16 protein-coding genes are annotated in these 25358 nt (G+C 64.8%); 11 read left to right on the top strand and 5 right to left on the bottom strand.

Features of this window, described 5'->3' with window-relative positions; all coding sequences use genetic code 11:
* The first annotated feature begins 87 nt into the window (after positions 1 to 87).
* The 3 genes from kdsA (at position 88) to AC07VI_RS01245 (ending at position 7391) form a co-directional block, all read left to right on the top strand.
* Positions 88 to 933 (top strand): 3-deoxy-8-phosphooctulonate synthase, encoded by an 846-nt coding sequence (kdsA, locus tag AC07VI_RS01255; RefSeq protein WP_086144016.1) that lies wholly within the window; start codon positions 88 to 90, stop codon positions 931 to 933.
* A gap of 237 nt (positions 934 to 1170) precedes the next feature.
* On the top strand, positions 1171 to 5646 hold the full coding sequence (locus AC07VI_RS01250) for a two-partner secretion domain-containing protein (RefSeq protein ID WP_492995433.1): 4476 nt from the start codon (positions 1171 to 1173) through the stop codon (positions 5644 to 5646).
* The gene (locus AC07VI_RS01245) at positions 5646 to 7391 is read left to right on the top strand and encodes a ShlB/FhaC/HecB family hemolysin secretion/activation protein (RefSeq protein ID WP_492995431.1); all 1746 of its coding nucleotides are present in this window, start codon (positions 5646 to 5648) and stop codon (positions 7389 to 7391) included. Before AC07VI_RS01250 ends, AC07VI_RS01245 begins: the two co-directional genes overlap by 1 nt.
* 73 nt (positions 7392 to 7464) lie before the next feature.
* On the opposite strand, the gene argA is transcribed toward AC07VI_RS01245, so the two are convergent.
* Positions 7465 to 8775 (bottom strand): amino-acid N-acetyltransferase, encoded by a 1311-nt coding sequence (gene argA / locus AC07VI_RS01240; protein WP_046685875.1) that lies wholly within the window; start codon positions 8773 to 8775, stop codon positions 7465 to 7467.
* Between the two features lie 57 nt (positions 8776 to 8832).
* Here argA and hrpA point away from each other — a divergent pair, with 57 nt between their 5' ends.
* Positions 8833 to 13062 carry an ATP-dependent RNA helicase HrpA gene (gene hrpA / locus AC07VI_RS01235; protein WP_492995429.1) on the top strand — a complete coding sequence of 1410 codons (4230 nt, stop codon included), beginning with the start codon at positions 8833 to 8835 and terminating at the stop codon, positions 13060 to 13062.
* Between the two features lie 85 nt (positions 13063 to 13147).
* Here the strand turns inward: hrpA and AC07VI_RS01230 are convergent, their stop codons facing one another.
* Entirely contained in the window at positions 13148 to 13723 is a 576-nt protein-coding gene (locus AC07VI_RS01230; RefSeq protein ID WP_099375026.1) for a PRC-barrel domain-containing protein, read from the bottom strand.
* Between the two features lie 185 nt (positions 13724 to 13908).
* Between AC07VI_RS01230 and AC07VI_RS01225 the strand changes: the two genes are divergently transcribed.
* The 3 genes from AC07VI_RS01225 to AC07VI_RS01215 all read left to right on the top strand — a co-directional run bounded on the left by AC07VI_RS01225 (position 13909) and on the right by AC07VI_RS01215 (position 18819).
* Positions 13909 to 15174 (top strand): extracellular catalytic domain type 1 short-chain-length polyhydroxyalkanoate depolymerase, encoded by a 1266-nt coding sequence (locus AC07VI_RS01225; RefSeq protein WP_492995426.1) that lies wholly within the window; start codon positions 13909 to 13911, stop codon positions 15172 to 15174.
* 313 nt (positions 15175 to 15487) lie between these two features.
* A complete protein-coding gene (locus tag AC07VI_RS01220; RefSeq protein WP_086144022.1) occupies positions 15488 to 16702 on the top strand; it encodes an MFS transporter in 1215 nt (404 codons plus the stop codon).
* An 83-nt stretch (positions 16703 to 16785) separates the two neighbouring features.
* Positions 16786 to 18819 carry a GNAT family N-acetyltransferase gene (locus tag AC07VI_RS01215; RefSeq protein ID WP_099375028.1) on the top strand — a complete coding sequence of 678 codons (2034 nt, stop codon included), beginning with the start codon at positions 16786 to 16788 and terminating at the stop codon, positions 18817 to 18819.
* Positions 18820 to 18871: 52 nt separating this feature from the next.
* Here AC07VI_RS01215 and AC07VI_RS01210 read toward each other — a convergent pair whose 3' ends face one another.
* On the bottom strand, positions 18872 to 20137 hold the full coding sequence (locus AC07VI_RS01210) for a putative Na+/H+ antiporter (RefSeq protein WP_076568055.1): 1266 nt from the start codon (positions 20135 to 20137) through the stop codon (positions 18872 to 18874).
* 206 nt (positions 20138 to 20343) lie between these two features.
* Between AC07VI_RS01210 and imuA the strand changes: the two genes are divergently transcribed.
* From imuA to AC07VI_RS01190, 4 genes are all read left to right on the top strand, one after another.
* Positions 20344 to 21054 (top strand): translesion DNA synthesis-associated protein ImuA, encoded by a 711-nt coding sequence (gene imuA / locus AC07VI_RS01205; RefSeq protein WP_086144024.1) that lies wholly within the window; start codon positions 20344 to 20346, stop codon positions 21052 to 21054.
* Complete coding sequence (locus tag AC07VI_RS01200; RefSeq protein ID WP_086144025.1) at positions 20984 to 22471, top strand: Y-family DNA polymerase; 1488 nt, start codon at positions 20984 to 20986, stop codon at positions 22469 to 22471. Before imuA ends, AC07VI_RS01200 begins: the two co-directional genes overlap by 71 nt.
* Positions 22472 to 22550: 79 nt before the next feature.
* Positions 22551 to 23255, top strand: coding sequence for a glutathione S-transferase N-terminal domain-containing protein (locus AC07VI_RS01195; protein ID WP_099420890.1), 705 nt, complete (start codon positions 22551 to 22553; stop codon positions 23253 to 23255).
* 70 nt (positions 23256 to 23325) lie between these two features.
* Positions 23326 to 24099 carry an alpha/beta hydrolase family protein gene (locus AC07VI_RS01190; RefSeq protein WP_099375029.1) on the top strand — a complete coding sequence of 258 codons (774 nt, stop codon included), beginning with the start codon at positions 23326 to 23328 and terminating at the stop codon, positions 24097 to 24099.
* Here AC07VI_RS01190 and AC07VI_RS01185 read toward each other — a convergent pair.
* Positions 24089 to 24883, bottom strand: a complete 795-nt coding sequence (locus AC07VI_RS01185) for a hypothetical protein (protein ID WP_086144028.1) — start codon at positions 24881 to 24883, stop codon at positions 24089 to 24091. The genes AC07VI_RS01190 and AC07VI_RS01185 overlap by 11 nt on opposite strands.
* A gap of 84 nt (positions 24884 to 24967) precedes the next feature.
* The gene (locus tag AC07VI_RS01180; RefSeq protein ID WP_492995421.1) at positions 24968 to 25318 is read right to left on the bottom strand and encodes a hypothetical protein; all 351 of its coding nucleotides are present in this window, start codon (positions 25316 to 25318) and stop codon (positions 24968 to 24970) included.
* Positions 25319 to 25358: the final 40 nt, after the last annotated feature.

Below are 25358 nucleotides of genomic sequence, written 5' to 3'. Positions count from 1 at the left end.
CCCTAGCTAGTAAGATGCCTGATCGCGCCAGCCGCTGGCGGCGCCTCTTCCCAGCAAGTAGTAACAATTAACCAATATGGAATCCCTATGACCTCAGTGAAAGTCCATGGCATCGACGTCAGCAATACTGGCAGCTTCGCGCTGTTTGGCGGCATCAACGTGCTCGAATCGCGTGATCTCGCCATGCGCGCCTGCGAAGAATATGTGCGCGTCACGCAAAAACTGGGCATTCCCTATGTGTTCAAGGCCAGCTTCGACAAGGCCAACCGTTCTTCCATCCATTCCTACCGGGGACCGGGCCTGGAAGAAGGCATGCGCATCTTCCAGGACGTGAAAGCGGCGTTCGGCGTGCCCGTGATTACCGATGTGCATGAACCTTGGCAGGCGCAGCAGGTGGCCGAAGTGGTGGACGTGCTGCAATTGCCCGCCTTCCTGGCGCGCCAGACGGACCTCGTCGTGGCCCTGGCCAAGACCGGCAAGGTGATCAACATCAAGAAGCCGCAATTCCTCAGCCCTGGCCAGATGGCCAATATCGTCGAGAAATTCAAGGAAGCGGGCAACGACCAGTTGATCCTGTGCGACCGCGGCACCTGCCTCGGCTATGACAACCTGGTGGTCGACATGCTGGGCTTTGGCGTCATGAAGAAGACCTGCGACAACCTGCCCATCATCTTTGACGTCACGCACGCCCTGCAGCAGCGCGATCCCGGCGGCGCCGCCTCGGGCGGCCGCCGCCAGCAGGTGGCGGACCTGGCCCGCGCCGGCCTGGCCGTCGGCATCGCCGGCCTGTTCCTGGAAGCCCACCCGGACCCCGACAACGCCCGCTGCGACGGCCCCAGCGCCTTGCCGCTGGATCAGCTGGAACCGTTCCTGGCGCAATTGAAGGCGCTCGATGATCTGGTCAAGTCGTTCGCGCCGCTGAATATCAAGTAACTAGTCACTTGTTGCTGTTTGCCGCGCGTTCTGTGAGCAAAAACACCACCGGTTCCGGTGGTGTTTTTTTTGCCTGCAGCGGCAGCGGACGCTGTTGTTTGGCATGCGTGTTGTGTTAACGCCCGATGGGGAGAATTTGTCGAAATTGCTTACTTGCAGCATTTTATAATGCCATTAATTGCTTTTGCCGAAAAGTCCTGGCAAGCCCGGTGTCATCACGTCAGATCGGAACATCATATGAATCGAATTCATCGCACGGTATGGAACCGCCGCCGCAACGCAGTCATGGTCGTGGCAGAACATGCCGGCAGCGGGGGCAAGCGCTCCGGCACGACGGGGGCGCTGCTGGCCAGCGTGCTGAGCGGCGTGATGCTGGGCGGCGCGGCGCAGGCGGCGGACCTTGCCGCCACGGCCTTGCCCAGCGGCGCCGTGGTGACGGCGGGACAGGCGCATGTCGGCCAGCAGGGCGCGGCCATGACCGTGACCCAGGCCAGCGGCAAGGCGGCCATCGAGTGGAACAGTTTTTCGATCGGCAAGGATGCCAGGGTCAATTTCGTGCAGCCGAATGCCGCTGCCGTGACCTTGAACCGGGTCCGGGGCAATGAAGGCTCGGTCATCGACGGCGCGCTGAACGCGAATGGCCAGCTGTTCATTTTGAATCCGAATGGCGTGCTGTTCGGCAAGGGCGCCAGAGTCGATACGGCGGGCCTGGTAGCGAGCACGCTCAATCTCGGCGATGCCGATTTTCTGGCAGGCAAGACCAGTTTCACCGGCAAGGGCGGCGCCGTCCGCAATCTGGGCAGTCTGAACGCCAGGGATGGCGGCTACATCGCGTTATTGGGCGCGCATGTGCGCAATGACGGCGTGATCAGCGCCAGGCTGGGGACGGTGGCGTTGGCGGCCGGCAACAAGGTCAGCCTGACTTTCGACGGCGGCGCGCTGGTGGGCGTGGCCGTCGATGAGGCGGCTCTGGCCGCGCTGGTCGCCAATGGCAACGCCGTGCACGCCGATGGCGGCCTGGTGGTGCTGACGGCGAAAGGCGCCGACGGCCTGTTGAATACCGTCGTCAACAACACGGGCGAAGTGCGCGCGCGCACCATCAACGAGCGCGGCGGGCGGATTTTCCTGCTGGGCGAAGGCGGCGCCGTGGAAGTGGCCGGCAAGCTCGATGCCAGCGCGCCGCAGGGCGGCAATGGCGGCTTCATCGAAACGTCGGGGCCGGTGCTGCGCGTGGCTGACGGCACGCGCGTCGACAGCAGCGCCGTTGCGGGCCGCAGCGGCTCCTGGCTGATCGATCCCACCGATTTCACGATCGGCAGCGGCAGCGCCGCGCAAGGCGCGAGCGGCATCGGCGTCTATACCCTGCAAGCGGCGCTGGCTGCCGGCAATGTCACGATCCAGACGCAAGCGGCCGGCAGCGAAGCGGGCGATATCCACGTCAACGCGCCGCTGGCCTGGAACGCCAACCAGCTGACCCTGGAAGCGCATGGCGACATCAATGTCAACGCCGTCATGAGCGCCACTGGCAGTTCGACCTTGAACCTGAAGACAGGCTACAACTTCAATCCCGGCAGCCCGACGTTTAATACGAGCAAGAATGTGCTGGTGGGTATCGATGACGCCGGCGTCTTCAAGGGCCGCATCGATGTCGACCGCGCCGGTACGGGGTTGCTGACGATCAATAACATCGGCTATACCCTGATCAATGCGCTGGGCAGCGCCGGCAGCACCAGCAGCCTCGATTTGCAGGGCATCAACGGCGGCGCCGGCGGCCACTATGCACTGGCCGGCAATATCGACGCCAGCGCCACCAGCGGCTGGAACGGCGGCGCCGGCTTCGCTCCCTTATCCCTCTCCGGCGTGTTCGACGGCCTGGGTCATACCGTCAGCGGCTTGCGCATCACCCAGCCGTCCGGCACGTATGTTGGCCTGTTTGGCAGCAACAACGGGCGGGTGCGCAACGTGGCGATGTCGAATGCGGTGGTCAGCGCCAATCAGGGCGTGGGGGCGTTGATCGGATTGAACATGGGGAGCGTCTACAATAGCTATGCCGCGGGCAGCGTGACGGGGCCGGGCGGTTATGTGGGCGGCCTGATCGGTGCGATCTTCGATGGCACGCTCACCCGCCTGCATTTCGACGGCACGGTCAATTCGCAGGGCAATAACGTCGGCGGGCTGGCCGGTTACCTGGCGTACCACATCACCCTGGCCAACAGCTATGCCAACGCCACGGTGACGAATACGGCCGGCATCTGGACTGGCGGCCTGGTCGGGCAAAACGATTACGGCTACATCGTCAACAGCCATGCCGGCGGCATCGTCAATGGCAAGGGCGACACGGGCGGCCTGGTCGGCAATAACAATAGCGGCAGAGTCACCGGCAGCTACGCCACCGCCACCGTGACCGGCACCGCCAATACGGGCGGCCTGGTCGGCAAAAACGATAACGGCAAGGTCAGCGGCAGCTACGCCAGCGGCGCCGTCACCGGCACGAGCACGGTGGGCGGCTTGATCGGCCTCAGTAACGCCGCCGGCGGCACCGCCACGCCGGATAATGAAGTCAATACCAGTTATGCGAGCGGTACCGTCAACGCCAGCGGCGACAATGTGGGCGGCCTGATTGGCTTAAATTATGGCAACAACGTCGTCAATACCTATTCCCGCAGCGCCGTCAGTACCAGCGGCAATTATGTGGGCGGTTTGATCGGCAACAACCTGGGCACCGTCGACAAGAGCTACTCGACCGGCCTCGTGAGCAGCCCGGGCGCGGGCGTGGGCGGTTTGATGGGCGTCAGCATCGGCGGCGTCAGCAACAGTTTCTGGGACACGCAAACCAGCGGGCAGAACAGCAGTGGCGACGGCACGGGCAAGACCACGGCGCAAATGAAAGATAGCAATACATTTATCACCAGCAACTGGGATTTCACCTTCCACAGCGGGGTATGGGGACGCAAGGCAACGCTCAATGACGGCTATCCCGTCTTGCGCACGTTTGGCTACGTCGACCCGATCACCATCACGCTGAATAACCCGGCCCTGTCGAAAACCTATGGCGGGGCCAATCCGGTCCTGGCAGGCGGCTGGACGGTGAGCGGCTGCGACAACAACCTGGCGTGCGTGAGCGGCGTCGACTGGAGTGCGGCCTTGCTGCCCACGACCTCCGTCGGCACGCTCAATTACGGCGCCAGCCTGTTCACGCCGACCCTGGGCGCCGGCTATGGCAAGCTGAGCGATTATGACATCACCTACAGCATGGGCGCCCTGTCGATCACGCCGGCCGTGCTGACCATTGCCGGCATCGGCGCCGCCAACAAGACGTATGACCGCACGAACGCGGCCAGCATCAACGCCGGCACCCTGGTGGGCCTGGTCAATGGCGAAAACCTGTCGCTGTCGGCCAGCGGCACCTTCGACAGCGCCAACGCCGGCGCCCGCACGGTGGCGGCCAGCTTGCTGGTGGGTGACGGCAGCGGCGCCAACGCGGGCCTGGCCAGCAATTACATGTTGTCCACGCCGACCGTCAATTTGGCGGCGACCATCCATGCGCTGGAAGTGCATCTTGCCGGCCTGGGCAGCAAGGAATACGATGCGACCAGCAAGCTCAACGCCAGTTTGCTGCAGATCACGAATGTGCTCGCTGGCGACGCCGTCAACCTGAGCGGCACGGCGACCCTGGCGTCGCGCAACGCCGGCACGCAGGCGCTGGCCGGCTATGCGGACTTGATCCTGGACAATAGCAATTACACATTCTCGTCTGCCAGTCTGGGCGCCAGCGTGCTGGTGACGCCGCGCGCGCTCAGCGTGAATGCGGCTGGCGGCGCCACGCGCCGCTACGACGGCAGCGTGAATGCGGGCGCCGGCCTGCTGAACCTGGGCGGCGTGCTGGCGGGCGATACTGCCAGCCTGCGCGGCAACGCGGTGCTGGCAGGCAAGGATGTCGGTGCGCAAGCCATTACCGGCCTGGGTACCTTGAGCCTGGACAATGGCAACTACATGCTGGACGGTGCGCTGCCTGCCGGCAGCGTGGCCATCACGGCCCTGCCCATCAATGTGGCGGCAGTCACAGGCGCAAGCCGGGCGTTTGACGATACCGCGGATGCGGCCGCCAATTTGCTGGCCTTGAACGGCGTGCTGGCCGGCGACAGCGCCGTCCTGGGCGGCAAGGCGACGCTGTCTTCCAAGGAGGCGGGCAAGCAATCCATCGTCGGCTTGTCGGGCTTGACTGTGTCCAACAGCAATTACACGCTGGCCGGCGCGAATGCCAGCGGCACCGTGGAGATCCTCCCGCTGGAGCCGGAAACGCCGGAAGCGTCCAGGGCGAGCCTGGCCAGCACCATAGGCGAGGTCTCCCGCACCAGCGTCCCCGGCAAGCGCGAGGTCTTGCGCGATGCCGGCCTGTCGTTGCAAAGTGAGTTGATCCCGTTCGTAGCCGTTGCGCCCACCGTGAATAGCAGCGCCGTGCCGCTGGGCGCCGCCTTTGGCGCGAATGCGCCGCTGAGCGTGCTGTACAGCCCCGGCGCGAACGAGACGAGCGAAAGTCTTACCCTGGCGCAAACCCAGCGCCTGCTGCAGCCAGCCGGCGCCCAAGGCAATGGCGGATCGCAGCCATTGCGCTTGCCCGTCAGCCGCAATTCCCTGATGGAGATCGTCAATGGCGGCGTCAAGCTGCCCGATGGCGTGGAGCAGTTGCTGTTTGTCGTGAAGGCCCAATAATGAGCATGCTTATCCGTACCGCCATCGTCTCCACCGCCCGCCGGGCGGCAGGCCAACGCACGGCCATGTCGCTGGCGCTGGGCCTGGCCCTGGGCGCGACCGCCATGGCGCAGGCCCAGCAGGTACCGACCATCGGCGACGTCGTGCGCCAGAGCCAGCCGGTGCCGCCGCCGGTGACGCCGCCGCCGTCCCTGCCTGCGCTGGGCGGCGTGCCGGCCGCGCCACCGCTGCAGGCCTTGAGCGGCGATGCCGCCAGCAAGGTCAGGGTGACGCAGTTCGTGCTGGAGGGCAACCACGCCATCGACAGCGCCACCCTGCTGGCGCTGCTGCAGCCGCAGCTGGGCCAGATGCTGACCCTGGCCCAGCTCGAAGAGATGGCCACCCGTATCACGCGCCATTACCGCGCCAGCGGCTACTTTGTGGCGCGCGCCTATATTCCGGCGCAGGAATTGACTGATGGCAAGTTGATCATTCGCGTGGTGGAGGGGCAATACGGAAAATTTATCCTCAGCAATACTTCGCGCGTGCACGATAGCGTCGTGCAAGGTTTGCTGGACCAGGCCAAGCGGCACGATGTCGTGTCGCTCGATACCCTGGAACGGGCAATGTTGATCATCAATGACACGCCTGGCGTCAAGGTGGTGCAGGCTGACGTGATGCCGGGCGAGCAGGTCGGCACCTCGGATTTCGCCATCCGCACCGAGGCCACGCCCGCCTGGGGCGGCTACGTGTTGCTGGATAACTATGGCTCTACGTACACGGGCAAGCAGCGCCTGCGTTTCAATGCCGACTGGAATTCGCCCAGCGGCCGCGGCGACCGCCTGTCGGCCAGCAGCATGGCCACGCGCAACAGTGGCTTGCTGAATGGCCGTCTTGGCTATTCGATGTTGCTGGGCACGGATGGCGCCCGCCTCGAAGGGGCGCTCAGCCGCACTACCTATGAACTCAGCGACGTGTATGCCGCGCTTGACGCCTCCGGCAACGCCAACGGCGTGGACTTGCTCCTGAGTAAGCCGCTCAAGCGTACCCGCGAGCACACGGTGGAAGCGGGCCTGGGCGTGGCGTACAAGGATTTAAAGGATGAAATCGGTGCCACCCGCACCTCGGTGGGCAAGCAGTTGAGCAGCATCAGCGCCAGCATCGCGGACCGGCGTATGCATGCCCTGCTGGGCTGGGATGGCTTGAGCCAGAGCAGCGCCAGCCTGACGGTGGGGCGCCTGCACTTCAAGGAAGCGGCTGCCGAAGCGCTCGATGCGGCCGGTGCCGATACGCAGGGCGGCTATGCCAGGCTGAATCTGGCGGCGTCGCGCGTCAGCATGCTGCCGTCGCAATTCCTGCTGACCACCAGCGTCAAGGCGCAGGCGTCGCTGAACAATAAAAGCCTCGATGGCGTCGAGCGCATGAGCATTTCCGGCGACGGTGGCGTGGCCGCGTATCCGATCGGCGAACTCAGTGGCGACCATGCGGCGCTGCTGCGCGCCGAACTGGCCCGGCCGCTGGCGGGCGGCGGCACGGCGCAGCTGAGCGGCAGCATCTTTAGCGACTATGGCTGGGCCAGGTCGGTCGCCGCGCCGGCCGGCGTCGCCGCCTCGCGCAAGCTGGGCGATATCGGCCTGGGCTTGAGCGCCATGGCTGGCGGCATCCTGCTCAACCTGCAACTGGTGCACCGCACGGCGGGCGGCGTGCCGAGCAGCGAATCGGCATCGCGCACGCGCCTGCTGTTCCAGGCAGGCTGGGTAAGGTAAGCCATCGGCTGCCCTTGTCTGCAATGCAAAAAGCCTGGCAATGCCAGGCTTTTTGCGTTTTCAGCGATGCCGATTACAGGGTCTTGATCAGCACCTGCGACTTGCGTTGCCAGTTATACATGTGCTGGCGGTCTTTCGGCAGATCGTCGACCGTGGCCGGCACGAAGCCCCGCTTCTTGAACCAGTGCGAGGTGCGCGTGGTCAGCACGAACAGTTTGTTCAGGCCGGCGGCGCGCGCGCGGTTTTCCATGTGTTTCAGGATGCGCTCGCCGTCGCCCTGGGCCTGCACTTCCGGGTTGACGGTCAAGCATGCCATTTCCGCCATCTTTTGCGCGGGGAAGGGGTACAGGGCGGCGCAGCCGAAGATCACGCCGTCATGCTCGATGACGGAGAAATAATCGATTTCGCGCTCGATCAGCTCGCGGCCCCGCTTCACCAAAGTGCCGTCCGCTTCCAGCGGTTCGATCAGTTTGATGATGCCGCCCACGTCCTCGATGGTGGCCTGGCGCAGGCTTTCCAGGTTTTCATGGCTGATCATGGTGCCCACGCCATCATGGGTAAACAATTCCAGCAGGGCCGAACCGTCCATCGAGAACGGCACGATGTGCGAGCGCTCGACGCCGTTGTGGCAAGCCTTGACGCAATGTTTCAGGTAGAACGCCGTGGCGTCCGGCAGGAAGCCGGCCATCAGCACGGCTTCGGCCTGGTGCGACGACAGTTCGCGGATTTCCACGCCCGTGGCGTCTTCCATCATCGGTGTTTCCGTGATGAAGATCAATTTATCGGCGTGCAGGGCGATGGCGGCGCTGCACGCCACGTCTTCCATCGTCAGGTTGAACGCTTCGCCCGTGGGCGAGAAGCCCAGCGGCGAGAGCAGCACCAGGCCGTCCGAACCGAGGATGGAGTGGATGGTTTCAGCATCGACCTTGCGCGTGATGCCCGTCAGTTCCAGGTCCACGCCATCGATCACGCCCAGCGGGCGCGCCGTGATGAAGTTGCCTGAAATGATACGGATGGCCGCATGCGACATGGGCGTGTTCGGCAAGCCCTGGCTGAACGCGGCCTCGATATCGAGGCGCAGCTCGCCGGCCGCTTCCTTTGCGCATTCCAGCGCGGCAATATCCGTGATGCGCACGCCGTTGTGGAAGCGGCCTTCGACATTGCGCAGGGCCAGTTGTTCCGCCACCTGCGGACGCGAGCCGTAGACGACGGTGACATTGATGTCCAGCGCATGCAGCAGGGACAAATCATGGGCCAGCACCTGCAGCGCCCCGGCGCTGACGAGTTCACCGGGGAAGGCGACCACGAAGGTCTTGCCGCGAAAGGCGTGGATGTAGGGCGCGACTGAGCGCAGCCATTGGACGAATTGGGTAGGGTTTTCCATTAAGCGCATTATAATTCGCTGCGCGATGTGCGCGCTTAAAATACCTGTAAAAAAACAATGTCTTCAGCCAGCAATAAGTCTTCCCCTCCGTCCACCGTTGCAATTGTGCCCGCCAGCGGCGGTGTTGCCACGCCTGCCGCCGCGCCTGCGCCGGGCCGCCAGCGCCCGCCCGTGAGCCAGCAAAGGCCGCAGCCGCCGCGCGCGGAACAGCAGAAACAGCAACAGCAGCAGCGCGCGGGAGAGGGCAAGCCCCAGGCCGCGCGTCCGCCGCGCGAGGGGCAGGCGCCGCGCAATGACCAGGCCAGCCGCGAAAGCCGCGACGCTGCCCGTGCCGCGCGCGAGGCGGAAAAGGCCTTCCGCAATCCGCTGCCGCCGATTACCTATCCGGAGGACTTGCCCGTCTCGGGCCGGCGCGAAGAAATCGCCAGGGCCCTGACGGAAAACCAGGTCATCATCGTCTCGGGCGAGACGGGATCGGGCAAGACGACGCAGCTGCCGAAGATTTGCCTGGAACTGGGACGGGGACAGAAGGGCCTGATCGGCCACACGCAGCCGCGCCGCATCGCCGCCTCGTCGACGGCCAAGCGCATCGCGCAGGAACTGGGCACGCCGCTGGGCGAGACCGTGGGCTTCAAGGTCCGCTTTGCCGACACGCTGACGAAGGGCGCCTCCGTCAAGCTGATGACGGACGGCATCCTGCTGGCCGAGACGCAGACCGACCCCTTGTTGAAAAACTACGACACCATCATCATCGATGAAGCGCACGAACGCAGCCTGAACATCGATTTCCTGCTTGGCTATCTGAAGCAGCTGCTGCCGCGCCGGCCCGACCTGAAAATCATCATCACCTCGGCCACCATCGACGCCGAGCGCTTCGCGCGCCATTTCGGCACGCCGGAAAAGCCGGCGCCCGTGATCGAAGTGTCGGGCCGTTTGTACCAGGTGGAAGTGCGCTACCGCCCCGTGGAACGCGAGCAGGTGGCCATGCCGGGTGCAGGCAGCAATGCCGACAAGCCCGGCCAGCGCACGGCCGCCGCCCGTGAAAAGCGCGACCTGATGGACGCCGTCGTCGATGGCGTGGAAGAGCTGTGCCGCATCGGCTCGGGCGACGTGCTGGTGTTCCTGCCGGGCGAGCGCGAAATCCGCGACTGCGCCGAAGCGCTGCGCAAGCACCACCCGCCGCACGTGGAAATCCTGCCCCTGTTCGCCCGCCTGTCGGCCGAGGAGCAGGAACGCGTCTTCAAGACCAGCAATGCGCGCCGCATCGTGCTGGCCACCAACGTGGCGGAAACCTCGCTGACCGTGCCCGGCATCCGCTACGTGGTCGATGCGGGCCTGGCGCGCGTGAAACGCTACAGCTACCGCAACAAGGTCGAGCAGCTGCAGGTCGAGCCGATCGCCCAGTCGGCCGCCAACCAGCGCGCCGGCCGTTGCGGCCGCGTGGCCGACGGCGTCTGCATCCGCCTGTATGAAGAGCAGGATTATTTGCTGCGGCCGAAATTCACGGAGCCGGAAATCCTGCGCTCCTCCTTGGCCGCCGTCATCCTGCGCATGAAGTCGCTGCACCTGACGGACGTGGAAACCTTCCCCTTCATCGAGCCGCCGCTGGCGCGCGCCATCGCCGACGGTTATCAATTGCTGCAGGAACTCGGCGCCGTCGATGAAGTCAATAAACTCACGCCGCTGGGCAACAAGCTGGCCAAGCTGCCGCTGGACCCGCGCGTGGGCCGCATGATTTTGGCCGCGCTCGATAACGCGTGTCTGACGGAAGTGCTGATCGTCGCCTCCGCGTTGTCCGTGCAGGACCCGCGCGACCGCCCGATGGAACACCAGCAGGCGGCCGACGAGGCGCACAAGAAATTTGCCGATGAAAAGTCGGAATTCTTGAGCTATCTGAAAATCTGGCGCTGGTTCGAGTCCGCCATCGAGCACAAGAAAACCAACCGCCAGCTGCAGGATAATTGCCGCACGAATTTCCTGTCGCAGATGCGTTTGCGCGAATGGCGCGACGTGCACTCGCAGTTGTTGACCATCGTCAAGGAACAGGGCTGGCGCCTGAACGAAGCGCCCGCCACCTATGATAATCTGCACATGGCCCTGCTGACCGGCTTGCTGGGCAATATCGGCTTCAAGGGCGAGGACGAGCCGGGCGCGGGCTATCTGGGCGCGCGCGGCATCAAGTTCCACATCTGGCCCGGTTCCTCGCTGCTGAAAAAGCCGGGCAAGTGGATCATGGCGGCCGAGCTGGTCGACACGACGCGCCTGTACGCGCGCTGCGTGGCGCAGATCCAGCCCGAGTGGCTGGAAAAGGTGGGCGAGCACCTGCTGAAGAAATCGTGGGGCGAGCCGCGCTGGGAAAAACGTTCGGCGCAGGTGACGGCGTCCGAACGGGCGACTTTATATGGGCTGGTGGTGTACAGCCAGCGGCGCATCAACTACGGCAATTTCAACTTGCCGGAAGCGCGAGAGATATTCATCCGCGACGCCCTCGTCGGCGGCGACTTCGACACGCGCGCGCCGTTCTTTGCGCACAATCATAAGCTGATCAAGGATATCGAAAACCTTGAACATAAATCGCGCCGACTGGACGTGCTGGTCGACGATGAACTGATCGCCGCCTTCTACGACCAGCTGCTGCCGGCGGACGTGTGCAATGGCGCCGGCTTCGAGAAATGGCACAAGGAAGCCACGCGCGAGAATCCGAAGCTGCTGTACCTGAACCGCGAAGAGCTGATGCGCCACGAGGCGGCCGGCGTGACGACGGACCTGTTCCCGAAAACCATGTCCATGACGGGCCTGGAAATGGGCTTGACGTATCACTTCGAGCCGGGCAGCGTGCGCGATGGCGTGACCTTGAGCGTGCCCCTGTATGCCTTGAACCAGCTGCCGCGCGAGCGCTGCGAATGGCTGGTGCCGGGCATGCTGAAGGAAAAAGTGCATCTGCTATTGAAATCCTTGCCGCAAAAGCTGCGCCGCCACTGCGTGCCGCTGCCCGATTACGCGGCGAAATTCTGCGAGCGCGTGCATGAAGCGGGCGTGTTCGGCCGCGGCGACCTGGTCGACGCCATCATCCTCGACATCCGCACGCAGATCACGATCAACGTGCTGACGACGGATTTCAAGCCGGAAACCCTGCCGGCCCATCACTTCATGAATTTCAAGGTGATCGACGAGCATGGCCGCCAGCTGGACATGGGCCGCAACCTGGCCACCCTGCAGGCGGAATTCGGCGGCCAGGCGCGCCAGAGCTTCCAGAAGCTGGCCGAAGTGTCGGGCGTCTCCGGTGCGGGCACGCCCGGTGCCAAGGTGGCGGGCGCGCAAGTGGCGTCGCGGCTGCAGGCGCAAGCGCAGAACACCGCCGCCAACGCCAGGGGCGGCGCGCCGGCCAAGGGAACAGCCGCTGCTGCGACGGCGTCAGGCAATGCCACCGTCTCGCAGCACATGGGTTTGACGGCCTGGACCTTCGGCGAATTGCCGGAGCTGCTCGAAATCGTGCAGGGCAAGCTGACCTTGATCGGTTTCCCGGCCCTTGTCGACAAGGGCACGCATTGCGACCTGGAAGTGTTTGACGACCCGACCGTGGCCGCCCGCACGCACAAGGTCGGCTTGCGCCGTTTATTTGCGCTGCAGATGAAGGAGCAGATCAAGTACGTCGAGAAAAGCATCCCTGGCCTGCAGCAGATGGGCATGCAATTCATGGCCCTGGGCTCGCAGGAAGAGCTGCGCGAGCAAATCATCAACAAGGCGCTCGATATTGCTTGCTTGCAAGATCCGCTGCCGCTGGACGCCGCCTCGTTTGCCAAGCGCCAGGCGGAAGGCAAGTCGCGCCTGGTCCTGCTGGTCAATGAAATCGCCCGGTTGCTGTCGCAAGTGCTGACGGAATTCCACGGCTTGCCGAAGCGGCTGCAAAACATTCCCGCAGCGGCGGCCACGGATATCCAGGCGCAGCTGCAGGGACTCGTGCATAAGCGCTTCCTGACGGAAAATGAGTACACGCAGCTCGCGCATTTCCCCCGCTATTTGAAGGCGATCAATGTACGGCTGGAAAAACTGCGCGCCGATCCCGCCCGCGACACCAAGTTGATGGCCGAATGGCAATCGGCCGCCGCGCCGTACTTGCGCCAGGCCAAGGACCGCCAGGCCGGCAAGAACACGGACCCGAAACTGGTCGATTTCCGCTGGATGCTGGAGGAACTGCGCGTGTCCTTGTTCGCACAGGAATTGCGCACGCCGATGCCCGTTTCTGCCAAGCGTTTGCAGAAGGTATGGGAATCGATGCAGCGCTAGCTTGCTAAGTCCCAAGCAAATACTGGGGTCGTACCTTCAGGGTACGACCCCGGCCCTTGTCTGTCGGGTTTGCCTTACTGCTCCATCAACTACGCTCGTCGCGCCCATCATCGCTGAGCGATGAGCGCGAGCCGCTCTGGCTGCTGGTGCCGGCGCGGCTGCCGCTCATGGAGGAGCCGGACAGGTTGCCTTCGCTGCCCGATTGCAGGCTGGCGCCGCCGCGCAGCTCGCTGCCGGACTGCATGCGGCTGCCCGCCATGCTGCCGTAGCGCGTGCCGCTGCCATAGAAGGCTTCCATCTGCTGGTTCCAGGCGTCGCTGCCCATGTCGGGCCAGTTGTTCTTGTCGAAGCCGGGCGCGTCTTTCAGCTGGCTTTTGTCCACGTTCAGCAGGAAGCGCTTGTTGACGGTGTCCAGGGTCAGGCGTTCCCAGGGCACGGCAAACAGCTTGTCGCCCATGCCCAGGATGCCGCCGAAGGACAGCACGGCGTAGGCGATCTGGCCCGTGCGCATGTCAAGCATGATTTCCTTGATATCGCCCAATTCCTCGTCGTTGTGATTGTAGACTTCGTCCCCGATCAGGGTATCGGCCCCCATCAGGGCTGGCCCGGGGCCGTCGTGGTTGCGGTACATGCCCAGGATGTCGCGGTCCAGGTAGCTCATGGTGTTCTCTCCTCTGGTGAAGTGCTGGTCGAACACCTAGCGTAAGCATACGCCCAGGGTCACGTTTGATCTGCCTCAATGGTGCCAGGGGCACTTTTATCCGTGCGCAAACGTACGGTGCCGTGGCCCAATTGCGGTACTCTATGCATTCTACGGAGGAGGCCGCGCATGCTGACGATGCAACGATGCAATGGGAAGAAGTTGCGGTACGCTCCACCACGACACGCGCGCCACGCACCATGGTGAAGCCCGCCACCAAGTGGCTGCGCGGGCTGCTGCGCGCCGGCAAAGCGCAGCAGCGCACGGCGACCCGGCTGGCCAAGGTGCTGTTCGGCCCCGTGCCGGCCAAGCCCAGGGCCAAAGTCCGCAGCAAGCCCGTGGCCAAGACCGTGGTCAACACCAAGGCCAAGACCAGGACTGCGCCGCGCGTCAGGCCCGTCGGCGAGGCCGTGCCCGCGCTGGCGCCGTTTGCCACGCCCCTGTCGCCGCCGCGCGTGCGCAAGCGAACGGCGCCCCCGCCGGGCAAGTGGCTCGCCGCCCACTATGCGCCCCTGCCGGAACTGGGACAGTTGCCGGGCCGTCGCCTGCCGTATTTTTTATACCTGCCCGAAAAGGCGCCCAGCGCCGCCATGCGCAGCCGGGGCCGGCCGCTGCTGGTGATGCTGCACGGCTGCGAGCAGAGCGCCACGCAGTTTGCCGAAGGCACGCGCATGAACCGCCTGGCCGAGCGCAAGGGCTATGCCGTGCTGTATCCGCAGCAATCGCTGCGCGCGCATGCGCGTCGCTGCTGGAAGTGGTACGACAAGCTGACGCAGGAGGGCGGCGGCGACGTGCGCCTGATCGTCGGCGCCATCGAGCAGGTGGCGGCCCGTTATGCGATCGACCGCGCGCGCATCTACATCTGCGGCATTTCCGCCGGCGCCGGCATGGCGCATATCGTGGCCCTGAACCATCCCCATCTGTTCGCCGCGCTGGGCCTGCATTCGGGCCCCGTGTTTGGCGCCGGGCATAATCTGATCGGCGCCCTGCAGGTGATGCAGCATGGCGCCGCCGCCCGCGCCGACGCGGCCATCGATGAAGTGCTGGCGCGCCAGCCCGCGTTCCCCCGCCTGCCCACCATCCTGCTGCAGGGACTGGCCGACAAGGTGGTGCGGCCCGTCAACCAGACGCAGCTGGTGCGCCAGAGCGTGCGCGTGAACCGCATGCCCGCCGACACCCTGGTGACGGCGCAGCGCCTGCCCGGCGGCGCGGCGGGCGGGCGCAATCCGGCCCATGCGTATGCGCTGCACGATTATCAGGTGGGTAAGGAGGTGCTGCTGCGCGTGGCGCAGGTCGAGCACCTCGCGCATGCGTGGAGCGGCGGCGATGCCAGCCTGCCGTTCAACGACAAGGCCAGGCCCGACGCCAGCAAGCTGCTGCTCGACTTCTTCGCCGGCCACCGCCGCCGCTAGGCCGGCGCGCCGCAACGGCGCGGCAGGCACTGGTACGCATCGTTCTTCGATTCCCCACAGGGCCCGTCCGCCCGCCGCAGGGCCGCGCCGGCGCGCCTGGCGCACCTTTTTCAGCCCCGCAGGCGCATATCGCCATGCCGGTGATTTCGCATAAGTGGTATTGTTGCGGTATTTAAAAATCACAAAAACAGGCGATAAAAACCCTAACTGGTATACAATTGGTACACGTTTTCAGTGTGAAGCCGTGTCCGCCGTCCCATGCCCCGACGGCTGGCACGCACTGACGGCAGCCACCCACGTTACGGAACGCGCCATGTCCATCAAGTCCAAGCAGTTGCTGTGGTTTTTTGCGTTTTTTCTCGTGTTCGAACTGAATATCTATCTGTCCAATGACATGATCATGCCGGCGATGCTGGGCATCGTCGAGGAGTTCCAGGCGGAGGAAAAGTTCGTCCCCCTGTCCCTGAGCCTGTATCTGCTGGGCGGCAGTTCGCTGCAGATTTTCCTCGGGCCTTTGGCCGATACCATCGGCAAGCGCAAGCTCGTGCTTACCGGCAATACCTTGTTCCTGCTGGCCACCTTGGCCGTGCCGTTTGCCGCTTCCATCGAGCAATTTCTCGCCGTGCGCTTCATCCAGGGCATGGGCTGCTGCTTCATCTTCGTCGGCTATGCCATGATCCATGAACTGTTCGACGACATGGCCGCCGTCAAGCTCAGCAGCATTCTGTCGAGCACCACCATCCTCGCGCCCCTGGCCGGCCCCATCCTCGGCAGCGCCATCATCAGCCGGCTGGACTGGCGCTTCGTGTTTTTCCTCTCGGGCCTGCTGGCGCTGCTGTCCCTGCTGGGCCTGTCCAAGACCATGCCGCGCACGGCGCCCACGCTCACGCGCCTGGACCTTGCCGCCATCGTGCGCAGCTATGCCGCCATTTTCAGCAACGGGCGCTTCATGTTCGGCATGTTCACGGCCGGGCTGGCCACCGTGCCCCTGACGGCCTGGATCGGCTTCTCGCCCATCTTCGTGCTGCAGGAAATGGGCGCCTCCTACGCCACCTATATCGCGCTGCAATGCGTGATTTTATCGGGCTTCGTCCTCAGCAGCATCGCCATCCAGCGCCTGCGCCAGGATTTTCCGCTCGTGCATCTGCTGCGCCTGGGCGGGCTGGTCGCGGCCGCCGGCATGCTGGGGGCGGGCGCGGGCCGCCATCACGTCGATGTGTTTGCCGCTTGCATGTTTGTCTATTCCATCGGCTTCGGCCTGTTCAACGGCGCCCTGATACGCAGCGCGATCACGGCCAGCAAGGAATCGATGACACTGACGACGGCCGCCATGAGCTTGCTGTACTGCATTTATCTGTCCGCCTGGCTGCAGCTGTACAACGTGCTGTGCCAGCGCTTCGGCTATGCGCTGGAAACCTATGCGCTGCTCAATATCCCCGTCATCGTGGTCATCGCCGCCTGCCTGCTGTTGTTTACGCGGGGCATGGCGGGGCGCCGGGAAAGCGGGGTGCGGCTGGCCCGGCACTGATGGCGCAACGATGCGCGTGTTCCCGACCTTGTTTTACCTCCTGCGACGTTTATTGACACTCTCCTGCGGAAAATGGTGCGCCCATGAAAATAGATGACCTGGCCTCAAAACACGATCAAGCAAAGATTTTCAACCTGGAATACGAGTTCCGCATCCACCGGCTGAAACTCGATTACATCACGCTGGCCGACGTCCGCCCCCCCGGCATTGATCTGGAACAATTGGCTGCGGAACACCGGGAGGGCATCGCCGCCCTGCGCAGCTTCGTCGCCCTGAACTTCAATCATTTCAATGCGGCAAGCTGTTCCTCGCTCAGCTGCATCCCCACGCGCGCCCTGGGTGACGACGAGCGCTACCTGCACCGCATCTGGATGGGCGGGCCGCTGCCGGCCATCGCCGCCGAGGCAATACAGCAGTGGGGCGCGGCGCTCGACGAGGTGCGGCACAACGGCGGCGCGCCGTATGTCTCCATCCTGTGGGCCTGGGATGCGCAGCAGCTGCGCAATGACGAACGCTTCAGCCCCACGGGCGGCGCCGGGCGCTACACGATAGGCCGCTACGCCATCGGCGGCACCACCCTGCACATCAACTCGCTGCGCGCGCTGGCGCTGGACTTCGCGCCGGCCCGCTTCGACATCCTCGATACCCTGCATGCGCAGCGCTACTTCGCCACCCTGTCCGATTATTTCCGCATCCTCATCATGTGCGAATACGGCGGCATCTACATGGATGTCGATACCATCCCCCACAATCCGGCGACGATTTTCCTGATGAAGCCGGAAGTGCCCGACTATTTCCAGCACCGGGATGATGACAGCGAAGAGCGCCGGCACGTCAGCTGGATGAATCTGTTTCTCGATGAAACGGGCATGCTGATCGCCAAGAAGAACGATGCGGCGCTGCGTGTGATCCAGCGCAATGTGAATCTCGCCTATGCGGGCATCGCTGCGCAGATTCCCCGTGCCTGCCCGCAGTTCGAGGCGCAGCTGTTCGGCCAGTTCTATGCCGAATGGAAGAAAAACCTGGGCGTGACCGTGCTCAGCCACGCCGAGTTCTACCAGCGCTACTGCGTGCTGTATGACGGCGCGCGCGAAGCGGTGGCGGGCGGCATCCGCGGCATGCGCTTGCTGGACGATATCATCACCGGCATGCACATCCCCTTGAGCGACGAGGAGCGCCGCGCGTATGCGCGCTGCGTGGCCCGGCTCGATGACATCGGCTGGCAGCTCGACGAGCCTTTGATCTTGCCCAATATCGTCGACGTGTTCGACATCGAGGAAGTGCCGCGCATGGCGTATGCGGCCCAGCTGCGGGCGGATATCGACCACTTTCACTATTACTCGGTGCTGTCGGACGACCCGCTGCTGGACCGCGTGAACGACGTCTTTTGCCGCTACCTGCTGGCCCGCCGTTCGCAGCACATTGCCGCCGGCAATTTCTGGCGCCCCACCGTGGGCCGCCACGGCAGCCGCATGCCGGCCGCCAGCGAGGCTGCCCCGCCAGGTGACGAGGCGCAGGCGGGCCTGCTGTCGCATGCGCCGCTCAAGCTGGTGGCGGGCGAACTGCTGGGTGACGAGACGAAGAACCGCATGGCGAAACTGCTGTTTGCCACCAGTTATCTCGAATACTGCTCGTTTGGCAATAAACTCAATCTGCAGTTCGTCGAATTGCAGCGGCGGCAGAATATCGATCCCTACCTGGCGCACATCCACGGCCTGCATGACGAGGACGGGCGCTTCGTCGGCTTCTTCACGGCTGCGACGATGGCCGAATTCCAGGCTTGCGGCGCCGTGTCCTATTACCGCGACGACATGAAGGCGCTCGACGATGCGTATGACGCCTTCGTGCTCGCGCATGCGCGCGCCGACGACTGTTTCGTCAGCAGCCTGGCCATCGACGAAAAATACCGGGGCCAGGGCTTGTTCCGGCAAATGTTCCATGAAATCCGCGACCTGGCCGGCCGCAAGGGCTGTGCGCGCATCACCCTGACGGTGTGGGAAAAGAGCGAGGCGCTGCAAGTGTATCTGCACAAGGGCTTTCGCAGCGTGGGCACATTCGACTATGCCTACAGCCTGTTCTATGACCGGCTGCATTTCCTCGTGTATGAGGGTAACTGAGAGGGGAACTGAGGGAGAGCCGGGGCGGCAGGCAGCCGCCCCGCGAGGGTGCTTACAGGGCCAGGAAGGCCAGGCCCGCCACGGCCGTCGGCAGCAGGGCGCCCGCCAGCAGGCCGACGGCGCCGATCGATTCATCCTTGAAGCCGCGACGCAGCAGGGCCACGCCGGCCGGGTTCGGCGCATTGGCGATGACGGTCAGGCCGCCGCCGGCCACGGCGCCGGCCATCAGCATGTATTTCGCTTCGTCCGTCATGCCGACGATCAGCGAACCGAGGTAGGTGAGGGCCGCATTGTCCGTGATCGCCGTCAAGCCCAGGGCGCCGAAGAACAGGGCCAGCGGCTTCAGGCTCGAGACGATGGGCTGCAGCCACCATTGCTGCATGCCGCCCAGTACCACCAGGCCGCCGAGGAAGAAGCCGACCAGCAAACCTTCCTTGAGGATCAGCGGGCTTTGATAACGCTCATACGCCTGCACGAAGCCGAGGAAGAACAGGAACAGGCCGATGAACAGCACGGGATGATGCGCCAGGGTCACGACGCCGGCCAGCACGATCATGTGCACGAGGCTGACGGCCAGCGGCACTTTCGGCGCTTCCACTTCACCGGCCTTCGGCTTGATGTCGGAGGTGTTGCTGTGCAGGTATTTGCGCAGCAATATGCTCACGCCCGTGGCATTGACCAGCACGGCGATGGCGGCCTTCCAGCCGAAATGGCTGGCCATGTAGGCGCTGTCCCAGTTCCATGTGGTGGCCACCATCAGCACGGGCGGCGCCGCATATGAGGTGAGGGTGCCGCCGATGGAAACGTTGACAAACAGCACGCCCAAGGCGCCGTATTTCAGCCATTCAGGGATGCCCGGACGGAAGATTTGCGGCGCCAGCATCAGCGCGGCCAGGGTCATGGCGGCCGGTTCCGTGATCAGGGAGCCCGTCAGGGGCACGAGCGCCAGGCCCAGCCAGACGAGGGCCAGTTCCGTGCGCAGCGGCATCACGCGCGCCACGCCTTTCAGCAGGCGCTGCACGGCGTCGAGCACGGGGCGCGAGGCGGCCACGACCATGACGACGAAGACGAACAGCGGCTCCGTGTAATGGCGCGACTCCGCATATTCGATGGCCGCATCGCTGCCCGAGACAAAGGCCATGATGATGATCAGGATGAAGGCCCAGAAGCCGAACACGACTTCCACTTCGCCCAGCAGGTGCAGCAGGCCCGCATGGCGGGGGTGGCGCCGCGATAATGTTTCAAACGACTTGGCGGCGAAGGTGTGGATGAGCGCAAGGCCGAAGACGATGGCGCTGATGAGTTGGATGGTGGTCAAATGCGTTTCCTTATGGACGGAGGAAGCCGCCCGGTGCATTGCCGAGCGGTAAGGAGAGTGCTTATGGTACAGCAATCGATGCGGGAAACGGGGTTTTTCGGACGTGGCGGAGCGGCCCCGGGCACGCTCTCTGGCAGATAAGCCTTGCCAAAAGCAGGGCTGGATAGTACTGTATATGCATACAGTATTCATCTTCATATTCAATTATGCAACATTCCCAATTGATGGCGTCGCCGGAAGCCTTGCACCCGTCTTTATGGCGCGCATCGCAGCTGGGCCAGGGCGCCGCGCGCTGCCTGGACACGGGCTTTGCCGCCCTGTCGGCGCAGCTGCCCGGCGGCGGCTGGCCCAGCGGCAGCCTCATCGATCTGCTGGTGCAGCAGCCGGGCAGCGGCGAATTGCGGCTGCTGGCGCCCGCGCTGGCGCAGCTGCCGGGCTTGCCCATCGTGCTGCTGCAGCCGCCCCATCCGCCGCAGGCGCTGGCCCTGGCCGCGCAGGGCCTGGCGCCGTCGCAATTGCTGTGGCTCAAGAGCGCCGGCAGCAACGATGCCTTGTGGGCGGCGGAAAACATCTTGCGCAGCGGCACATGCGGCGCCCTGCTGTTCTGGCAATCGCACGTGCGCGCCGACAGCCTGCGCCGGCTGCACCTGGCGGCGCAGTCGGGCAACACCCTGTTCTGCATGCTGCGCCCCTTGCACGGCGCGCAGGATGCGTCGCCCGCGCCCTTGCGCCTGTCCGTGCGCCCGGCCGCCGGCGGCATCGAGATCGGCTTCATCAAGCGCCGGGGACCGCAGCGCGACGCGCCCCTGTTCCTGCCCCTGCAACCTCCTTCATTATTGCTGCGCCATGCGACTCTGGATCGGCCTGTACCTGCCCCGGCTCCCGCTCGAAGTGTTTTGCCCGCGCTGGTCGGCTGACAGCCTCGGCGTGGTGCTGGAGCAGGAGCAAGTGATGGCCCTGTCGCCGCTGGCGCGGGCGGCCGGCATCCGGCCCGGCATGCGCCGCGCGGGCGCGCTGATGCTGGCGCCGCAGGCGCGCCTGCACGAACGCTCGCCCGAGCTGGAAGCGCAGGCCCTGCAGGCGGTGGCGCTGGCGCTGCTGCAATATTCGCCGCTGGTGGCGCAGGGCGAGGAAGCGACCCTGCTCGTCGACGCGGGCGCCAGCCTGCGCCTGTTCGGCGGCGTGCGCGCCCTGTGCCGGCACATCGCAGCCAGCTTGCGCGCGCTCGGCTACACGGCCCAGCTGTCGTGCGCCCCCACGGCGCGCGGCGCCTGGCTGCTGGCGCGCGCCGCCACGCGCCGGGGCCGGACATTGAGCATGGACAGCCTGGTGCGCCGTCTCGACGGCCTGCCGTGCGCCCTGCTGCCGCCCGCGCGCCCCTGGCTGGACTGGCTGGACGGCATCGGCTGCCGCACTCTGGGGCAGCTGCGCCACTTGCCCCGGCCCGGCTTGCAGCGCCGTTGCGGCACAGCCTTGCTCGACATGCTCGACGACGCGCATGGCCACGGCGCGGAACTGTTCGTGTGGCTCGAGGCGCCGCCCACGTTCCGCGCCAGCCTGGAACTGTTCGACCGCGTCGAGCACGCCGACGCGCTGCTGTTCGGCGCGCGCCGCCTGCTGCAGCAGATGACGGGCTGGCTGTGCGCGCGGCAATTCGCCGTCGAGCGCATACAGCTGCTGCTGGCGCACGAGCGGGGCAGGGTGGCGCGTCCGCCCACCGTCATCGAGCTGGTCCTGGGCGAGGCGGTCTGGCGCGACGAGCATCTGTTGCGTTTGCTCAAGGAGCGCCTGGCGCAGCTGGCGCTGGACGCGCCCGTGATCGGCCTCACCCTGGAAGCGCTGCAGGTGCAGCCGATGGCGCCGCCCAGCGACAGCCTGTTCCCGGAGCCGGGCGGCACGCCGCAGGAGCGCCAGCGCCTGCTGGAATTGCTGGTGGCGCGCCTGGGCATGGACAATGTCCTGCAGGCCGCGCCGCGCGCCGATTACCGCCCCGAGGCGGCCAACCGGTGGCTGCCGCTGCCCGCCAGGGGCGGCGGGAAAAGCGCGGCGCCCGACTTGCCGCCCGGCTTGCCCGGCATGCCCCGTCCCGCCTGGCTGCTGGCCCAGCCCATCGCCCTCCTGATGCGCGAGCACCGGCCCTTCTATGGCTCGCCCCTGAAAATGGTGTCCGTTGCCGAGCGCATCGAGGCGGGCTGGTGGGGGCAGTCGCAGGCGCGCGATTATTTTATTGCGGAAGGCCTCGACCACGCCCATTACTGGGTCTACCGCGAACGCATCGCCGGCAGCGGAGAAGACGCCGCGCCGCGCTGGTTTTTGCACGGCTTGTTTGGCTGAAGGCGTTGTCCTGCTGAAACTGCCATGCTTGGCTATACTGGCTTTCTTGCGCCACGTCATACACTCAATAAGGATTTTCATGTCCCAACTTTCCGACTTCCCCATCACCCGTAAATGGCCTGCCCTGCATCCCGAGCGCCTGCAGCTGTACTCGCTGCCCACGCCGAACGGCATCAAGGTGTCCATCCTGCTGGAAGAGCTGGGCCTGGCGTACGAGCCGCACCTGGTCAGCTTCGAGCAGAACGACCAGCTGTCGCCCGCCTTCCTGTCCCTCAATCCGAACAACAAGATTCCCGCCATCCTCGACCCGGATGGTCCCGGCGGCAAGCCGCTGGCCCTGTTCGAGTCGGGCGCCATCCTGCTGTACCTGGCGGAAAAGACGGGCGAGTTCCTGCCGCAGGACGCGGGCTTGCGCTATGAAACCATCCAGTGGCTGATGTTCCAGATGGGCGGCATCGGCCCCATGTTCGGCCAGGTGGGCTTCTTCCACAAATTCGCCGGCAAGGAGTACGAAGACAAGCGTCCGCTCGAGCGCTATCTGGGCGAAGCGAAGCGTTTGCTGGGCGTGCTCGAGCAGCGCCTGCATGGCCGCGACTGGATCATGGGCAGCCAGTACACGATTGCCGACATCGCCATCTTCCCGTGGGTGCGCTGCCTCGTGGGCTTCTATGGCGCCGGCGAGCTGGTCGGTTTTAACAATTTTCCCAACGTGCAGCGCGTGCTCGATGCGTTCCTGGCCAGGCCAGCCGTTGCCAGGGGCGTGGATATTCCCAAGCGTGGTTAAAGCAGGCGGCGGCCGGGCGGCGCTACAATGCGCGATCGGCCGCACTGCGCGGCAGCTTTGATCTGAGACAATGAAATCCACCCGGCAAGACTTTCCCGGTGCGCACGGCCATGTGCTGGCGGCGCGCCTCGACGCGCCCGACGGCGCCATCCGCGCCTACGCGCTGTTCGCCCACTGTTTTACCTGCGGCAAGGACGTGCTGGCCGCGCGGCGCATCGCGCAAGGCTTGACGGAACACGGCATCGCCGTGCTGCGCTTCGACTTCACGGGGCTGGGCGCCAGCGAAGGCGAGTTTGCCGCCACGAATTTCTCGTCGAACGTGGACGATCTGCTCGCTGCCGCCGATTTCCTGCGGGCAAAACATGCCGCGCCGCAATTGCTGATCGGCCACAGCCTGGGCGGCGCCGCCGTGCTGGCCGCCGCCGCGCACGTGCCGGAAGCCACCGCCATTGCCACCCTGGCCGCGCCGAGCACGCCCGCCTACGTGACGCGCATGTTCAGCGCGCACCTGGAGCAGATCGCCGCCGAGGGCGAGGCGCTGGTGCAGCTGGAAGGGCGGCCCTTCCGCATCCGCCAGCAATTCGTCGACGACGCGGGCAGCCACAGTCTCAAGGCCCACATCGCCGGCCTGCGCCGCGCCCTGCTGGTGATGCACGCGCCGAACGACACGACGGTGAGCCTGTCGAACGCGATGGATATTTTCACGGCCGCGAAACACCCGAAAAGTTTCGTCTCGCTCGACGATGCCGACCACTTATTGACTGGGCGCAATGATGCGGCCTATGTGGCCAACGTCATCGCCGCCTGGAGCGCGCGTTATCTGCAGGCCGTGCCTACGCCATGAGGCCTGCAGGCGCGGCCAGTTTTTTCCTGACAAGCAGAAACACGATGGCGCCCAGCGGCAAGGAGATGATGAATGTCCAGGGCTGGTAGGCGCTGGTGCCGGCGGCAACGCCAAACAGCTGGATGGCGATGGGCAGGAACAGGTACTGTCCCGTTGCCCAGTTGAACGACAGCTGGCCGAAGCCGATGCTGATGAACAGCAACCAGGGCCATTTCCTGACGGTCAGCTTGCTGCGCAGGCATAACCCCAAAGCAAACAGGATCAGCAAGGGGGAGAGGATGGCAGCGCCGAGCACCACATAGTGGAGCAGCGAATTGCCGCCCAGCGTGAAGGTCGCCTGCTGTTCCAGCGATGTGGTTTGTGGCGCCACGCGCAAGCCCATGATGGTGGCTTCAGTGCCATATTTTCTCAGCACGATGGTGCTGACGATCCATTTTTCAGGATAGGCATATTCGAAGCTGATACTCAGCAATTGCGGCATATCGCGCTGTTCGATGCGCTGGTAGCCCACCACCCTGACGGACTGGGGCTCGCCTGCGGGGAAGGTGGCGCTCAAGGTGGGCAGCGCCTGGCGGATCTGATCGCCGTTGTTGCCCGGCTCGGTTGCCATGCGTACATAGTCCAGCTGTTTTTCACGCAGCAGATCGCTGTAATGCCGCGCCAATTGCTGGTCTTGCAGCGGGACTTTCTGTTCAAAGTCCTTGATCAGGTCGGATTGCTGGCATCCGGCCAGCATGCAGAGCAGGAAGGGCAGAGCGCAGGTGCGCAGAAAGAGCAGGAGCATGGGTGAAGGAAGCAAGGGGACGATGAAAAACGCCGCCCCTGCAGGGGCAGGCGCGGCGCATGATGGCGTTCCGGTGGCGAAGGCTCAGTCTTCGTCAAACTCGGCCGAAAGATCCTTCCAGCCTTTACTCACTGCAAAGGCGGAAAATTCCTCGGGTGCTTCCAGGACGATCAGTTTCTTGTCTTGCAAGCCCAGGTCGCCGTGGCCGAAGTCGGGGCCTACGTAGCCGAGGCTGCGCAAGCGGGCCAGGATGTGGCCGACCAGGGTCTTGTCCTTGTACGCGCCCGCTTCGAGGGGGGCGGCGAAATCGACGTAGACGTCGATGATGCCGTAGCCTTCGTCGAAGATGTGGATGGCCTTGATGTCGTGGGCACGGCCGGAGCCGTCGGTGGCCTTGAAGGGGCCGCTGAGCTGGATGTCGGTGTCATTGTTCATGCCGCCAGCATACACCAAAAGCCGGCCCCGCATGGGGGGC

The sequence above is a fragment of the Janthinobacterium sp. GW821-FHT03A03 genome (assembly GCF_059421435.1).
This window is presented reverse-complemented; position numbering and strand designations above follow the sequence as displayed.

Bases quoted from the DNA above. Each gene is read 5' to 3' on its own strand.
- AC07VI_RS01185 (WP_086144028.1), bottom strand. From the start codon at position 24,883: ATGCTCCTGCTCTTTCTGCGCACCTGCGCTCTGCCCTTCCTGCTCTGC.
- AC07VI_RS01225 (WP_492995426.1), top strand. From the start codon at position 13,909: ATGCAATGGGAAGAAGTTGCGGTACGCTCCACCACGACACGCGCGCCA.
- AC07VI_RS01215 (WP_099375028.1), top strand. From the start codon at position 16,786: ATGAAAATAGATGACCTGGCCTCAAAACACGATCAAGCAAAGATTTTC.
- kdsA (WP_086144016.1), top strand. From the start codon at position 88: ATGACCTCAGTGAAAGTCCATGGCATCGACGTCAGCAATACTGGCAGC.
- AC07VI_RS01245 (WP_492995431.1), top strand. From the start codon at position 5,646: ATGAGCATGCTTATCCGTACCGCCATCGTCTCCACCGCCCGCCGGGCG.
- AC07VI_RS01200 (WP_086144025.1), top strand. From the start codon at position 20,984: ATGCGACTCTGGATCGGCCTGTACCTGCCCCGGCTCCCGCTCGAAGTG.
- AC07VI_RS01190 (WP_099375029.1), top strand. From the start codon at position 23,326: ATGAAATCCACCCGGCAAGACTTTCCCGGTGCGCACGGCCATGTGCTG.
- AC07VI_RS01250 (WP_492995433.1), top strand. From the start codon at position 1,171: ATGAATCGAATTCATCGCACGGTATGGAACCGCCGCCGCAACGCAGTC.
- imuA (WP_086144024.1), top strand. From the start codon at position 20,344: ATGCAACATTCCCAATTGATGGCGTCGCCGGAAGCCTTGCACCCGTCT.
- AC07VI_RS01220 (WP_086144022.1), top strand. From the start codon at position 15,488: ATGTCCATCAAGTCCAAGCAGTTGCTGTGGTTTTTTGCGTTTTTTCTC.
- AC07VI_RS01230 (WP_099375026.1), bottom strand. From the start codon at position 13,723: ATGAGCTACCTGGACCGCGACATCCTGGGCATGTACCGCAACCACGAC.
- AC07VI_RS01180 (WP_492995421.1), bottom strand. From the start codon at position 25,318: ATGAACAATGACACCGACATCCAGCTCAGCGGCCCCTTCAAGGCCACC.
- hrpA (WP_492995429.1), top strand. From the start codon at position 8,833: ATGTCTTCAGCCAGCAATAAGTCTTCCCCTCCGTCCACCGTTGCAATT.
- AC07VI_RS01195 (WP_099420890.1), top strand. From the start codon at position 22,551: ATGTCCCAACTTTCCGACTTCCCCATCACCCGTAAATGGCCTGCCCTG.
- argA (WP_046685875.1), bottom strand. From the start codon at position 8,775: ATGGAAAACCCTACCCAATTCGTCCAATGGCTGCGCTCAGTCGCGCCC.